Here is a 13,638-nt window from a genome sequence, read left to right as displayed (position 1 = left end):
GCTGCTCCTACCGCCGACCGAAGCTCGACGCCGACGATTCGTCGGTGACGTTCAGCAGGTCCAGGGTCATGTCCTGAGCTTCGGTGATATCGGTCCCGGAAGTGGCGCAACTGGCCGCCGCCTCGATGAGGACGTTCATGTACGCACGAAACCCGGGATTGCCGTCACGACCGTTGGCGAAATCGGCGTCGAAGCTGTCACCGCTGTAGGCCGCGTTGAACTGGTCCAGGCACGCTCGGCCCGTATCGGCCGCCTGCTGGAATCCGTCGCGCACCTGCTCGGTGCCGCGGCCGGCCTGCCGCATGGCCTCGAGGTCGACTTCGATTTCGCTGCTCATCGTGTTGTTCCTTTCCGCTCGGTCAGGCGCGGTGCGGTTGTCCCGCGCGCTCGTCCTTGATGGCCCGGACAATCCAGGCGATCTCGCTGTTGATCCGTGCGATCAAGTGCCGGGCATCGACTCCCATGGCGGCGGCTGGATCGCCGGCGAGGACATAGCGCCCGTCCTCGGCCACATCCCGCCAGGCCAGCGCGCGACGAGCGACCCCACGGGGACCGAAACGTGAACTGCCCTGCTCGATCTGGATAATTCCGAACCGGAGCACGGGCGCGCTCCAGAACTCACCGACGGGGTCGGTCCGCGGGCTGTCGTCGGTTTCACGAACCCAGGACTGGCCGTATTCGCAGTCGCTGTTCTCCAGCGTGGCGGGGAAGGTCAGGTGCTGCCGATGGCCACCCGGATATGCCGGCATCCGGGCTACGACCGCGTCGGCCATCTCCAGCGCGTTGTACTCGGCGACCGTGAACCCGCCACTGTGCCAGATTGTTTCGCCGGGCAGCTGAGTGAGGACGAAGCAGCGGGGGCCGCTGCGCGCGGCGTGTACGCGGATCCGGCCGCGTGGATCCTCCGGATCGGCTGCCGCGCAGCCGCTTACAGTGATCCTGAGATCGGGGCGGGCCACCGCTGCCAGCACCCCGTCGAAGGACGAATCCCCTCGCTCGCGCAGCCCTTCCCGGGCCTCTCGTTTCGCCCGCTCCGCCTCATGCAGGTACTCGGTGCGACTGGTGTAGATGAACGGCGCCGGGAGCCGGTGCTCACGCAGTTCCTCCCAGAGGACAACGAATTCCAGATCCGTGAAGCGCCACCCGCGGATCATCGGGCCGGCACCGTCTGGGGTGCGGGGCGTTGCGGGGTGGACACCTGCGGGGCAGGCGCCTCCGGCGCGGGCGTACGGTCCGGCGCGGGCACCACCACCGGAACCGCCGTTCTGGGCGTGGGCGCGGCGGGGGCGGCCGCCGCACCCGCGACCGGACGCGTGGTTTCCAGCGCCTGGCCCATCGCGTCCTCGAGGTGCTCGGTTGACTCCAGATACCGTGGGCGTGTCCGCCGTTCGTCCTCCTTGCCGCGTGCTGCCGCGCCTGGCGACCCCGTCGCGCCAGGTGAACCGGCCGCTGGAGCTTGCGCACCGGCGGCGGTTCCCGCCCGGATCGCGGACGCGAGGTCGTTTCCGCTCGCACTCGCGCGCGGGAACAACTTCGATGAATCGGCCGGCGAGCGGTGACTACCGAGGTCGGCTTTCGGGGTTGCACCACTGCCCGAACCCGAGGGCCGCCAACCGGCTGCCGGATTCGACGCTGGATTCAGGGAAGTCGGAACGCTCGCAACAGGATTCGTGGCGAGTGGTGTCGCGGCGGAGTTCTGCGGCGATTCCTGAAGTGCCTGGGAACCCTGCTGTGCCAGCTGTTCGAGGGTACTCAGGTCCGGCTGGGCCGACTGCTGCTGTCCGGTTGGCTCCGGCGTCTGGGAGCTGTCCGTGGGTGGGGTGTTCACGCCTGCCGGTTGCGTGTCGGGTGCGAGGTCGGACGGCAGCTCGGATGGGGAGTGACTGCCCGGCCAGGCACGGGGTTCGATGGCGCCCAGGTCGTTCCCGCCACCGCCGGGGTTGGTGTCGTCGTCGGCAGTGCCGCTCGGCGGATCGGCGTCGTCCAGCGCCGGATTCGTTGGAATCGGAATCTCCGGCACGGATTTGTCGGTCAGCAGAATATTTTCGACATAGTTGTCGTGGAACGACTTCCGGAAATCGCCCAGCTCGGTCAAGAAGGAGTCGACCGCGTAGGGCCGCATCCATTCGCCCTCGCGCATTACGGCGTTGTCGTCGGCGCTGAGCCCGCGCGAATAATCCTGGAACACCGGCATGGAGGTCTCGGTCGCACCGGCCCATTCCGAGACGAAATGAATGAGATCTCCGGTCAGGCGTACGGCATCGACGGTTTTGCCGGCCTCGGCCATGAAGGTGCCTACCGCTGTGACCGCGGCCGCCGCTCCGTCCCCTTGCCAGGAGTCGGCGGCGATCGCCGCCAATTGTTCCTTGGGTGTCACCAAGGTTTGTTCGACCAGATCGGCCAGCTGCCACCAACGCTCGGCGGTCGCTGCGAACTTCGACACGATGTTGTTGTCGCGGATCGACTGACCGACGTCGAAAAGCTGGTCCCAGCTCATATTGTCCGCGTCGTCGGAAAGCGGGCCGAGACTCGGCGGCAGGACGCTCTCGGGCGCTTGGGACCGGAGGCCATCGGACAATCCTTCCGGCTTATTGCCCCCGGTCCAGGTGAAGGGTGATTCGTTGCTGCTGATGAAGGGCAGGTCCATTGTCATGGCCGGTGCGGTGAGGGTGTCGAAGCCGGCCGCGGAGACTTCCTCGGCCGCCTCGTATGCCTTGCCGGCCGTGACCAGGGTGTTGTAGAGGTCCGACATCACGCCGCGCATACCGTCCAGCGCATCTGTCAGCGCGATCGTCCGCAGGTTCACCTTCTGCATCGCGGTCAGCCAGCTGTTGAGGCCCGCCACCCGGTCGACCGCCACGGACATCCACTGGGCGCCGGTGTCGATCGCCATCAGATACCCGATGGCATCGTTGAAGGCTGTGGCCGCGGAGAAGGCGGCGCCGTTGTCGACCAGTAGCAGCCCTTCTTGCGCGGCCGTCGACAAGTCGCCCCAGCCTACTGGCAACCCGCTCGCCAGCAGCCCGGTCAGATCGGCCACCGCCGGTTCCCCGTCCCCGTTCGCCATCCCGTGACTCCTACCGCCCGCTCGATACCCCGCAGCGCCGGGACGGCGAAAATCGCCCGGCGTCTGGATATCTCGAGTGAAGCAGCTATCCACCTGATGGAAAACCGAATTATGCGGCGGTGGAGGGCTTTTTACAGTTCTTTGAGGAGCCCGTCCGGCGCATCATCAAAGAACTGTAAAATCACCTCAAAGCAATGTAATGAATCACGGTGTGGTGGCAGTGCATTCATCGTTGTGCCAGAATCGGACGCCGTGCATTCTTATGGTTACCCCCCGCCGCCCCAGTCGCCGTTACCGGCGCGGGTGCCGGAGGCGGCAGGGGAGGGGCGGTTGGTGTCGGCCGCATTGATCGATGCGGTGCTGGCGCCGTCGGCCGGGTTCGGGATCGTCTGGGGGCTGCTCGGTCATACGCCGAGCGATCTGATGTTCCTGCTGCTGTTTCCGCCTGCGGTGCTGGCGATTTCGTTCGTGAACCACGTCGCGGGCACGGTCGCGGTAGGAGGCAGTGCCGGGAAGCAGCTGCTGTCGCTGCGGGTGATTCAGGCGAAAGACGCTGGCAGGCCGGGTTTCTGGCGCACCGTGGGGCGCTGGCTGCTCGGGTTCTTCCTGCTCGGGCTGATGGTGCTGGCCGAGGACGCCGGCGGTATCGGGGAAGCGCACGGCCTGCGGGTGGTTCGTCGCCGGGATCTGGCGGTGACGCATGGGTGAGTCGGCCGGTTGGACCGCCATCGATCGCGCGCTGCAACGGTTGTACGGCACTGTTCAGCCATTTCATCTGGGTACGAAGCAGCCGTGGTCGCTGGGTGGGCCGGATCCGCTGGATGGCATCAGCATTTTCGCCAGGACGGAACCGATTCCGCACTGGCACTACATCAGCTATGGGATGTCCGAGCTCTATGCGAAGGAATCCCCGGACCCGGATGTCTCCGGGTGGGGGTTCGAATTCACAGTGCGCGTCGCGACGCGCCGAGGCGAGCCGCAGCCGCCGATGTGGCCGGCGGAACTTCTGCAATCGCTGGCACGGTATGTGTTCAGCACCGAGAAGTGGTTCGAGGCCGGGCACACGATGAAGGCGGCGGGTCCGCTCGGCGGGGCGGAGGACAGCGCGATTCGCGCGATGGCCTTCACCTTGGATCCGGAACTCGGGGAGATCGAAACTTCGCACGGCAGTGTGGAGTTCTTGCAGGTGGTGGGCCTGACGCTGGCGGAGTACGACGCCGCGCGGGGCGGTAACGCCGCGGCCGTGCTGGCGTTTCTGGCGAACCAGTTGCCCTTGCATGTCACCGATATCGACCGTGGCACGCTGATCGGACGCTAGCCCGGATATCCGGCCGCCCGGCATCACCGGATGCCGGGCGGTCGGGAAGTCTTTACTTGAGCAGCGCCTCGGTGAGTCCGCAGACTTTCCAGTCGCCGCTTTCCTGCACCAATTTGTAGGTGAAGCTCTGCGTATTGGTCTTGCCCGCGATCTTCACGCTGATCTCGGTGGTGAAGCTGCCGCTGCTGGCTCCGCTGGGCACGTCGACGCTCTTCAACGTGCTCTTCGCGTCGACCTTGGGCACGTTGGTGGGGACGGTGCCGGTGGTCTTCACGCTATCGATCTTCGCCAGATCCGACTTGCAGACCAGGTTCTTCTTGTCGCCGGTGCCGTTGACCCAGGCCTCGGCCACCTCGCGCGGGCTCTTGGAGGAGCCGCCGATGCCGCCGTCCTCACCGGAGAACAGGAAGAAGGCACCCACGATGATCACGATGACCAGCACGGCTCCGCCGCCGAGCAGCAGCGGCAGGGTTTTGTTGCCGCCGTTGCGGGGCGGCTGCGGGAACTGCTGGCCATAGGGCTGCTGGCCGGGCGCGCCGTACTGCGGAGGCTGTTGGCCCGCTGGTCCGTACGGTTGCTGCGGCGCGCCGTAGGGCTGTTGCTGGCCGTAGGGCTGCTGGCCGCCGTAGGGCTGCTGCGCGCCATAAGGTTGCTGGGGCTGCCACCCGCCGGGCTGGTTGTAGGGATTGGGTGGTTGTGGTGCGCTCATGCGAGTCCTGCGAATCCTATCCGTGCTGACAACAGACGACGGCCCCCCGGGGCCTCCGCGATTCAACCATGCATAGCAGAAAACAGTTACTGCGCGGCAACAGGTTTTACAGTCGGTTGATATGACCGTTCACCCGAGCGTTCGTGAGCTACGCAACTCGGCGATGCTCATACCACGCCGGCGGCGCACCAGATTACGCAACGAAACTGCGTCGGTGTAGCCGACTTTCGCGGCGACGGCCTCGACGGTCAACGCGGTGGTGCGGAGCAGGTGCGCGGCGCGTTCGAGCCGGATATCGCCGGCGAAATCGCGCGGGGAGATGCCGAGTTCGGCTTTGGTGGCGCGTTGCAGACTACGCGCGGTGGTGCCGAGGTCACCCGCGGCGGCCGACAACCGGAACGGCTCGGACAGGTGCGCCCGCACCCAGCGTTCGAAGGCGGTCACCAGGGCGTCGCCGCGGGCCACGACCTCGGGAATCGCGAACTCGGCCTGGGTTTTCCGATTGCCGATCGCGAGGTAGCGCCCGGCCAGCTCGGCCAGTGCCGGACTGGACTCGTGCACGAGCGACAGCGCCAGGTCCATGTGCGAGAGCGAAGCGCCGGCGGTGATGACCCGGTCGCCGCGGCACAGGATGCGGTTCTCGTCGAGTGCGACGCGCGGATATCTGCGGCGGAAACCCGGCCCGAGCCACCAGCTCGTGGTGGCCGGTTCGCCGTCGAGCACACCGGCTTCGGCGAGGAAGAACGTCCCGGTGCAGGCCGCGGCCAGGCGGACCCGGTCGTGATGGGCGCGGCGAATACGGTCCAGCACGGGCCGGCTCCGCGGAGCCGACACCAGTTCGATGAGTGGTTCGGTCCCGAGGACGTGCACCGCGGGAATGACGAGCAGGCTGAACTCGTCGGCCAAGTCGGTCAGCGGGATGGCCGCCAGGGTATGGCCGTTGGCGGTGCGCACGTCGCCGGTGAGCGAGACGGTCCGGATCTGCCACGGCGCGGGCGGCGCGGGCACCTCCGCGCGCACGGCGTTGGCCATGTTGAAGCCCTCGATCAGTGCGGCATATCCGAAGTCGGCAACGCCATCGCCAACGAAGACCGCAACTTCCATGTCGCGCATGCTACTGATCGCGTCGCATCCAGCACTGCTGCCGGAGCAAAGGTAGTCCTAACCTTAAGGCGGGGAAGGACTGCCGCGGGCTTCGGGAGGTTGGATGACCACGATTCAGTGGACGGCACTGCTGGTGATCGTGGTCGAAGTGGCACTGGTGCTCACCGCCCTGTGCTGGCCGCGGCGGCGGACTCGGCGCCGGGCTCCCGCCCGCGCCCGGATCTCGGACCGGCCGAATATCAAAGCATCGTAAGACGTTTCGCCGAGGCTTGTGAGCGCGCCCGTGCACGCCTATGCATAGCGAGTGGGCAACGACAACAGGGCCGGTGTTATCGACATTGCAACCGATCGGCGATCAGGACAGGATCGGCACGTGCGGGTGGTGGTAGTCGAGGACGACGACGATGTGGGCGAAGCCCTGGTCGAGGTGTTGACCGAGCAGGGTTTCGAGGTGGACCGCAAATCCCGGGGCGCGGACCTGCTGCTCGCGCACCGCGATTACGACGCCGTGATCCTCGATCTGGGCTTGCCCGACGCCGACGGCCTGCACGTGCTGCGGCAACTGCGTGAGGTGAGCGCGATCCCGGTGCTCATCCTCACCGCCCGTGACGACGAACGCACCATCGTGCGGGGCCTGCGCGGCGGCGCCGACGACTATCTCGTGAAGCCGCCGCGGATCGGGGAATTGGTGGCGCGCCTGGAACTGGCGACCCGCCGCGCCGTCGCGGCCGCCGGACCCGAGCTCACCGAGGTGGTCACCGGCGACGTGCGGGTGGATCTGGTCGCGCGCCAGGTCGAGGCCGGTGGTGCCATCGTCGTGCTGACACAGAAGGAATTCGACCTGGTCGAGGCACTGGTGGCCCGCCCGGGGGCCGCGATGAGCCGGGAGTATCTGATGGACCGGGTGTGGGGTGACGCCTTCGCGGCGGTTTCGCGGTCGCTGGATGTGCACATTTCCACCCTGCGCGCCAAGATCGGCAGGCCGGGTCTGATCACGACGGTCCGGGGGTACGGCTATCGCTGGGGATTGTGAAAGAGAGTGCGGCTGTGCGTCGGCGCCTGTTGTTGATTCTGTTGCTGTTCGCCGCGGTGGCCTCGCTGGGCTTCTCCTGGCCGCTGGGCGCGTCGACGCTGACCGCGCGCACCCAGCAACTGTGGTTCGACCGCTACGTAGACGCCGAATGGTTCGGTGATCTGGCGCAAGAGGCGATCGTGACCGGAAACCGCGCGACCCTGCTCGACGAAGCGCAGCGCTATCGCGAGCTGTACTCCGACAAAGTCCTCGTCGTCGACGCGGGCGGCGCCGAAATCACCAACACTGGTGTGGATGCGGAACATTCGGCGGTGACAACGCTGCTGACGGCGGCTCGCGGCAACCGGCATGCGGTGCAACCGCCGCCGCGGCTGCGGCCCTGGGATCCGGACACGATGCTGATCGCCCGGCCGGTCGGAACCGGCATGCGAATTTCCGGCGCGGTACTGCTCGAAGTCTCGACGGTGCGCGCCAAGCGCGATATCACCGACCGGATCGCGCTCATCACGGCCGGATCCTGGACGGCGCTGGCGCTTTTCGCCGGCCTGGCCCTGTTGCTGAGCCGCTGGGTGCTCAATCCTCTGGCGCGGCTGTCGAATTCGGTGGCCGGGCTCACCGCGACGCTGCCGGAACCGCGGGCGCTCGACGATGTTCCGCCACGGTACGGGGGGCCGCCCGAAGTGCGGGAGCTGGCGCATTCGGTCGAGGTGATGGTGCGGGCGGTGGGCGACGCGGCCGACGCGCAGCGCCGGCTCGTCGCCGACACCGCCCACGCGATTCGTAATCCGCTGACCGCCTTGGCTGTCCGGTTGGAATCGCTGGGCCGGGTGATCCCCGAGCAAGGGCAGCAGTCCTTCGCCCGGGCCGGCGCGCAGGTCGAACGGCTGAAGGCGATCCTGGACGGGCTGCTCAAGCTCGCTGTCGCCGAGGCCCCGGTCGGTTTCGGCGCCGGACAGCTGGATGCGGAGTGGCCGAATCACTGTGCGGCGGCGCGGGTCGTGCTGGACCGGGTCGATACCTGGCGCCCTGCCTTTACGGACGCGGAAATGACTGTGGCAGTGGATGTTCCGGTGAATGTGGCCGATGAGATCGCCGCGGAGGAAGGGGTGCTGGTGCAGATCCTCGATGTGCTGCTGAGCAACGCGTCACGCTATGCGGGCGCTGGTGCGCACACCGAGGTGCGGCTGAGCGTCGACCAGCGGTGGGCGACGATCTCGGTGTACGACAACGGTATCGGCGTCGAGCCGGCCGAGCTCGGGAAGCTGACGACCCGTTTCTTCCGGGGCGCGACGGCGGCCGCGGGCGGCACCGGACTGGGCTTGCCGATCGCGGCCGCGCTGACCCAGCAGCATCTGGGCGAATTCATCGTGTCGGCGGCCTATCCGCACGGACTGCACGTGACGGTGCGGTTGCCGGTCCTTCAGCCGTGATTGTCGCGGTAGTAGTCGGCGGCGGCGGGATGCAGCGGGACGCCGCCGGTTCCGACCAGCCAGCGCCGATCCAGGAAATGGAAGCCCAGGGTCTGTTCCGAGATCAGCGCGTCGGCCTGCTCCAGTAGTAGTGCGGTGATGGCCGTCACGGCTGAATCCGCCAACTGCGGCGCCGCGAGCAGCAGATTGGGCACGCCGACGGTCCAGACGGCCGGTGCCTGGGGATACGCGCCGGCCGGAATGATCACCCGGTCGTAGTCGTAGCCGAAGCGTTCCTGCATTGGCAGTGCCCAGTCGCCGATGTCGATCAGCCGGGCCCGGGCCGGAATGTCGACGCCCGGTGTCGGAATGCCGCCACCCCAGAAGATGGCATCCACCGCGTCGGCGTGCAGCGCGACCGCGCCATCCGACAGTTGCCGGTTGCTCGGGACGATGTCGGTGGCGGGATCCAATCCCGCCACCCGCAGCAGGCGTTCGGCCGTCATCGCCGCGCCGGACCCGGTGACGCCCAAATCGACACGCCGGCCCCGCAGCTCGGTGAGGTGGCGAATCGGACTGTCCGCGCGCACGGCGAGTTGAATGTAGGTCTCGTAGAGCCGTCCGATGGCGACGGCGCCGGTCTGCGCCGACGCCAGCGAATCCGCCAGCGCCAGACCGGCATCGAGGCCGCCGCTGGCGATCAGGGCCAGATTCTGTTGCGACCCGGCGGTACTGATCGGCTCGATGCGAACGGCTCCGGTCGCGGTGGCGGCTTTCGCCAGCAGCTCGGCGAATTCGTGGAAGAAGCCGCCGGCCCGCCCGGAACCCAGCCGGACGACCGGTACATCCTGCGGCGCCCGGCATCCGGCGGCGAGCAGCAACGCGGTGCTGCCCGCGAGAAACCGGCGGCGATCCAGCACACGGTCTCCTGACTATTCGGCCTCGATCGCCGTCATTCCAGTCAGCGGACGGGCAGGTGTCAACTGCTCAGCGCACCTCGGTACCGAGCAGGTGCCGCACACCGGCCACGAACAGTTGCAGGCCGAAATCGAAACGTGCCGTGGGATCGGTGTTCTCGTCGATGGGGGAGGCGCCCTCGGGCAGCGCGCCGACCGAATCCATCTGCATGCGCGACTGTTCGTCGACGGTGTGGCCGAGCACGTAGTACAGCACCGTGAAAGCGGTGAGTTCGGCTTCGTCGCGGGGCATGCCCGCGCGAATCGCGGCGCTGACGAAGCGTTCCCGGCCCTTGCTGGTGGTCAGGCGGGAGGCGTAGGTGGCCGAGACCAGCTCCGCGCCGTCGCGGTAGGCGAGCAGGCAGTCGCGCAGGCGGTGCGCCAGTTCGGTGATCTGCCCGGACCATTCGGTCGCGGTGATCGGATCCTCCATCGGCGCGAGGATCTTGTCGGCGACCGCGCCCAGCAGCGCCTGCTTGTTGGGAAAGTGCCAGTACAGCGCGCCGGGCTGGACCTGGAGCGAGCCCGCCAGCCGCCGCATGGTGAGGTCGGCGAGACCGTACTGGTCCAGGATGGCGATCGCCCCGTCGACCACGTCCGCCCGATGCAGTTGCACGCCAATTCCCTCCGTACGTGTTTTGACTCACTCCCGAACCTACCCTAGCCTGAACACCGTTCAAGTTGCACGGAGACCTCGTGCACAGCCGGACGAAGGGACTTCGCAGTGACCCAGGCACCCGTTGATACGTCGATTCTGTCGATCGCCCGCGAGCAGGTGCTCGAGCGGGGCGTCGGCCTGACCCAGGAGCAGACCCTCGAGGTGCTCCGCCTCGGCGACGACCAGCTCGAAGACCTGCTCGCCCTCGCGCACGAGGTGCGGATGAAGTGGTGTGGTCCCGAGGTCGAGGTCGAGGGCATCATCTCGCTCAAGACCGGCGGCTGCCCCGAGGACTGCCACTTCTGCTCGCAGTCCGGCCTGTTCCAGTCGCCGGTGCGCGCCGCCTGGCTCGACATCCCGAGCCTGGTCGAAGCCGCCAAGCAGACCGCCAAGTCCGGCGCCACCGAGTTCTGCATCGTCGCCGCGGTGCGCGGTCCCGACGAGCGGCTGATGGCCCAGGTCGCCGCCGGCGTCGAAGCCATCCGCAACGAGGTCGACATCCAGGTCGCCTGCTCGCTGGGCATGCTCACCCAGGAGCAGGTCGACCAGCTCGCCGCCATGGGCGTGCACCGCTACAACCACAACCTCGAGACCGCCAAGTCGCACTTCCCGAAGGTGGTGACCACGCACTCCTACGAGGAGCGCTGGGACACCCTGCGGATGGTGCGCGAAGCCGGCATGGAGGTGTGCTCGGGCGGCATCCTCGGCATGGGCGAAAGCCTGGAGCAGCGCGCCGAATTCGCCGCGCAGCTGGCCGAACTGGAACCCGACGAGGTGCCGCTGAACTTCCTCAACCCGCGCCCCGGCACCCCCTTCGGCGACCTCGAGGTGCTGCCCGCCGCCGACGCGCTGCGCGCCGTCGCCGCGTTCCGGCTGGCGCTGCCCCGCACCATGCTGCGCTTCGCCGGCGGTCGCGAGATCACCCTCGGTGACCTCGGCGCCAAGCAGGGCATCCTCGGTGGCATCAACGCCGTCATCGTCGGCAACTACCTGACCACCCTGGGCCGCCCCGCCGAGGCCGACCTGGATCTGCTCGGCGAGCTGAAGATGCCGATCAAGGCGCTCAACGAAACTCTGTGAGCCAGCGTCCGCCCGCACAACATGATGGGTAATGTCATGCCTGTGGTTCCTCAAAACATGGACGAGCGCTACAACCCGTTCACCGGGAAGCGGATCGTGCCCGGGCTCGACGACGCGGTTCCGGCCGCCGCCGCGCTCGGGCTGGAGCCGCCGCGTTTTTGTGAGCACTGCGGGCGTCGCATGATCGTTCAGGTCAGCCCGGACGGCTGGTGGGCCAAGTGCTCCCGGCACGGCGTGCTCGACTCGACGAGTCTGGAACGGCGCTAGTGCCGGCCGCGGGCAGCGGAGTGGTGTACGGGCCGGTCGCATTCGGCGTCCGGCGTGAGGTGCGCGCGGCGCTGCTGATCGGCGCCGCGGTCGTGGTGCTGAGCATCCTCGGCGGTGTCGCGTGGGGTCTCCTCGCGCCCGCCGAGCATCTGCTGGTCACCCAGCCGGGCCGCGGCGCGCCGCTGACCGGCGAGAGTACCCATCAGTTCGACGGGCTCGCGATCTTGACCTGCCTCGGTTTCGTGGCGGGTGTGCTGTCCGCGGTCGCCGCGTGGCGGTGGCGCGCGGTGCGCGGCCCGATCATGCAGGGCGGGTTGCTGATCGGCGCGCTGATCGGCGCGTACGCGATGAAGTGGTTCGGCGAGATCGTCGCGGAGGTGCGGTTTCCGCGGCCCGAGGATCCCGCGGTCGGCACGATCATCGCGCTGGCGCCCGAGGTCGGTAGTTCGCTCGCGCTGGTGGTGCAGCCGCTGGTCGCCTCGCTGCTGCTGATGTTCATGGCCGCGTTCAGCGCCTCGGAGGATCTGGGCACCGGTTTCGCGGGCCCGTTCGGCACGCAGCGGCCGCTGGCGCAGTTCCCGCCCGGCGGGGATTGGCCGCCGACGCACTACCCTGACGAGCCCGTCGCGCACGGCCCGGACGGCTCGGTGACCTACGCCGACGGGACCGTCGAATACCCCAACGGCACCACCACCTACCGCGGCGGCACGGATGCGGTGCCCGAGTCACGGCCCGCACGCTGACTGTTGGCCGAACCGTTGCTCCGGCGGCGGCACTGGCGTACCAGAACGCCCTAGAATTGGGTTACACGCTGTGCGTTCAAGGAGGAACGAGTCGTGGCGTTCATCGGTAGCGGTCCGGTCGTCGAGGAACTCGACGCCAAATTCTGGAAGCTCACCGAACCGGTGGTCTACCAGGGCGAGAGCCAGGACTTCACGGTGCCCGCGGGCTTCCGCACCGACTTCGCTTCCGTGCCACGCGCATTGGTATGGCTGATTCCGCGCTACGGGGCCTACACCCGCGCCGCCATCCTGCACGACTATCTGGTGCACTCCCGCGAGGTGAGCACGGCCGATGCCGACGGGATCTTCCGGCGGGCCCTGCGTGAGCTCGGCGTCTCCATGCCGCGGCGCTGGATGATGTGGGCCGCAGTGCGTTTGGCGAACCGGCTGCAGGGCGCGACACCCGGCGACCTCGGCCGGTTCTTCGTGGTCGCGGCGCCATCGGTGCTGTTCCTCACTGTTCCCGTGGTCGTGGTGACCGTATTCCTGTGGATCTTCTGGCTGGTGGAGTTGGTGTTCTGGGCCGTCGCGCGGCTGAGCCGTCGCACCGCGGCCCCGCCACCAACGCCGCAGATGAAGACGGCCTGAGGTCTGTCCGCCGGAAATTCGGTGGAGGACGGCACATCTGCCCGGCTACCGTGGCCTTTCCGGCACGTGTGAAGGGAGGTCCGGACATGAAGCGAATGACCAGCGCGACCGACGCAGGCACGGCACAGCAGGCCGAGCGCCCGGACCTGACCGCGTGGAAGCTGCGGCACGAGGTGCGGCGTTCCAATGCCGCCCAGCCGATTCCGAGTAATCGGCAGTACCGCCGCACTCGCAAGCACCGCGACCGCCGCGACGACTGACGCGTTCGCGTCGCCCGGACGTCCGGTCCGGAATTCCTGTCTGCGGCACTGACCTGCGCATACCCGATCGAACCTGACGCCGCGGCGCGCGATGAACCCCGTGTGGTTCGTAGCGTCGGAGTCGTTCGATCGCCTCGAATTCCGTCGATTCACAGGGGGTTTCACCATGTTCGGAAAGCTCACTCTCGCCGCCCTGGCGCTGGCCGGGGGCGGCTTCCTCGCCGCCACGACCGCCGCCGAAGACCCGGGCCCGGTACTGGTGCATCAGGTCACCGGCACTCAGGAACCCGTCCTGCCGTTCTGCTTCCCGAAGCCGGTCGAGCTCGAGGAGCCCGGCCAGACCGAACCGCTGCGCCCGGCCGACGTGCCGTGCACGCCATAATGCTGACTGGGGAGTTCGAGAAGTA

The 13,638-nt window shown here is 67.9% G+C and carries 18 protein-coding genes; 11 read left to right on the top strand and 7 right to left on the bottom strand.

What is annotated here, in order from left to right:
- Positions 1 to 7: 7 nt before the first annotated feature.
- From AB0M14_RS37590 to AB0M14_RS37580, 3 genes are read right to left on the bottom strand one after another with little or no spacing between them, the layout of a single operon-like run.
- Positions 8 to 337: a hypothetical protein gene (locus AB0M14_RS37590; RefSeq protein ID WP_365004965.1), complete on the bottom strand. Its 330-nt coding sequence runs from the start codon at positions 335 to 337 to the stop codon at positions 8 to 10.
- A 22-nt stretch (positions 338 to 359) separates the two neighbouring features.
- Complete coding sequence (locus AB0M14_RS37585) at positions 360 to 1,154, bottom strand: ESX secretion-associated protein EspG (RefSeq protein WP_365004962.1); 795 nt, start codon at positions 1,152 to 1,154, stop codon at positions 360 to 362.
- Complete coding sequence (locus AB0M14_RS37580) at positions 1,151 to 3,067, bottom strand: hypothetical protein (protein WP_365004959.1); 1,917 nt, start codon at positions 3,065 to 3,067, stop codon at positions 1,151 to 1,153. Before AB0M14_RS37580 ends, AB0M14_RS37585 begins: the two co-directional genes overlap by 4 nt.
- 333 nt (positions 3,068 to 3,400) lie before the next feature.
- On the opposite strand from AB0M14_RS37580, the gene AB0M14_RS37575 reads away from it, so the two are divergent.
- Positions 3,401 to 3,775: an RDD family protein gene (locus AB0M14_RS37575; protein ID WP_365004956.1), complete on the top strand. Its 375-nt coding sequence runs from the start codon at positions 3,401 to 3,403 to the stop codon at positions 3,773 to 3,775.
- Complete coding sequence (locus AB0M14_RS37570) at positions 3,768 to 4,385, top strand: suppressor of fused domain protein (protein WP_365004953.1); 618 nt, start codon at positions 3,768 to 3,770, stop codon at positions 4,383 to 4,385. The genes AB0M14_RS37575 and AB0M14_RS37570 overlap by 8 nt, the downstream gene beginning before the upstream one ends.
- Positions 4,386 to 4,437: 52 nt before the next feature.
- Here the strand turns inward: AB0M14_RS37570 and AB0M14_RS37565 are convergent, their stop codons facing one another.
- Positions 4,438 to 5,094 carry a hypothetical protein gene (locus AB0M14_RS37565; protein ID WP_365004951.1) on the bottom strand — a complete coding sequence of 219 codons (657 nt, stop codon included), beginning with the start codon at positions 5,092 to 5,094 and terminating at the stop codon, positions 4,438 to 4,440.
- Positions 5,095 to 5,223: 129 nt separating this feature from the next.
- Positions 5,224 to 6,198, bottom strand: coding sequence for a helix-turn-helix domain-containing protein (locus tag AB0M14_RS37560; protein WP_365004948.1), 975 nt, complete (start codon positions 6,196 to 6,198; stop codon positions 5,224 to 5,226).
- A 103-nt stretch (positions 6,199 to 6,301) separates the two neighbouring features.
- Between AB0M14_RS37560 and AB0M14_RS37555 the strand changes: the two genes are divergently transcribed.
- The 3 genes from AB0M14_RS37555 (at position 6,302) to AB0M14_RS37545 (ending at position 8,661) form a co-directional block, all read left to right on the top strand.
- Positions 6,302 to 6,451, top strand: coding sequence for a hypothetical protein (locus AB0M14_RS37555; RefSeq protein WP_365004945.1), 150 nt, complete (start codon positions 6,302 to 6,304; stop codon positions 6,449 to 6,451).
- A 120-nt stretch (positions 6,452 to 6,571) separates the two neighbouring features.
- A complete protein-coding gene (locus tag AB0M14_RS37550) occupies positions 6,572 to 7,231 on the top strand; it encodes a response regulator transcription factor (RefSeq protein ID WP_365004943.1) in 660 nt (219 codons plus the stop codon).
- A 14-nt stretch (positions 7,232 to 7,245) separates the two neighbouring features.
- Positions 7,246 to 8,661 carry a HAMP domain-containing sensor histidine kinase gene (locus AB0M14_RS37545; protein ID WP_365004940.1) on the top strand — a complete coding sequence of 472 codons (1,416 nt, stop codon included), beginning with the start codon at positions 7,246 to 7,248 and terminating at the stop codon, positions 8,659 to 8,661.
- Here AB0M14_RS37545 and AB0M14_RS37540 read toward each other — a convergent pair.
- Both AB0M14_RS37540 and AB0M14_RS37535 read right to left on the bottom strand, forming a co-directional pair.
- The gene (locus tag AB0M14_RS37540; RefSeq protein WP_365004937.1) at positions 8,652 to 9,560 is read right to left on the bottom strand and encodes a TAXI family TRAP transporter solute-binding subunit; all 909 of its coding nucleotides are present in this window, start codon (positions 9,558 to 9,560) and stop codon (positions 8,652 to 8,654) included. The genes AB0M14_RS37545 and AB0M14_RS37540 overlap by 10 nt on opposite strands.
- 67 nt (positions 9,561 to 9,627) lie before the next feature.
- Positions 9,628 to 10,212, bottom strand: a complete 585-nt coding sequence (locus AB0M14_RS37535; RefSeq protein ID WP_365004934.1) for a TetR/AcrR family transcriptional regulator C-terminal domain-containing protein — start codon at positions 10,210 to 10,212, stop codon at positions 9,628 to 9,630.
- Positions 10,213 to 10,320: 108 nt separating this feature from the next.
- Here AB0M14_RS37535 and bioB point away from each other — a divergent pair, with 108 nt between their 5' ends.
- From bioB to AB0M14_RS37505, 6 genes are all read left to right on the top strand, one after another.
- Positions 10,321 to 11,334, top strand: coding sequence for a biotin synthase BioB (gene bioB, locus AB0M14_RS37530; RefSeq protein ID WP_365004931.1), 1,014 nt, complete (start codon positions 10,321 to 10,323; stop codon positions 11,332 to 11,334).
- Positions 11,335 to 11,391: 57 nt separating this feature from the next.
- The gene (locus AB0M14_RS37525; protein ID WP_194820473.1) at positions 11,392 to 11,601 is read left to right on the top strand and encodes a hypothetical protein; all 210 of its coding nucleotides are present in this window, start codon (positions 11,392 to 11,394) and stop codon (positions 11,599 to 11,601) included.
- Complete coding sequence (locus AB0M14_RS37520; RefSeq protein WP_365004928.1) at positions 11,601 to 12,344, top strand: DUF2567 domain-containing protein; 744 nt, start codon at positions 11,601 to 11,603, stop codon at positions 12,342 to 12,344. Before AB0M14_RS37525 ends, AB0M14_RS37520 begins: the two co-directional genes overlap by 1 nt.
- Before the next feature lie 93 nt (positions 12,345 to 12,437).
- Positions 12,438 to 12,971 (top strand): DUF1353 domain-containing protein, encoded by a 534-nt coding sequence (locus AB0M14_RS37515; protein WP_365004925.1) that lies wholly within the window; start codon positions 12,438 to 12,440, stop codon positions 12,969 to 12,971.
- 86 nt (positions 12,972 to 13,057) lie between these two features.
- Positions 13,058 to 13,231: a hypothetical protein gene (locus AB0M14_RS37510; RefSeq protein ID WP_365004923.1), complete on the top strand. Its 174-nt coding sequence runs from the start codon at positions 13,058 to 13,060 to the stop codon at positions 13,229 to 13,231.
- Between the two features lie 166 nt (positions 13,232 to 13,397).
- Complete coding sequence (locus AB0M14_RS37505; RefSeq protein WP_365004921.1) at positions 13,398 to 13,613, top strand: hypothetical protein; 216 nt, start codon at positions 13,398 to 13,400, stop codon at positions 13,611 to 13,613.
- The last annotated feature ends 25 nt before the right edge of the window (positions 13,614 to 13,638 follow it).

Origin of the sequence: Nocardia sp. NPDC051832, assembly GCF_040681285.1 — a bacterium.
GTDB lineage: Bacteria > Actinomycetota > Actinomycetes > Mycobacteriales > Mycobacteriaceae > Nocardia.
The sequence above is the reverse complement of the archived record's forward strand: the minus strand, read 5'-3'. Positions and strand labels throughout refer to the sequence as shown.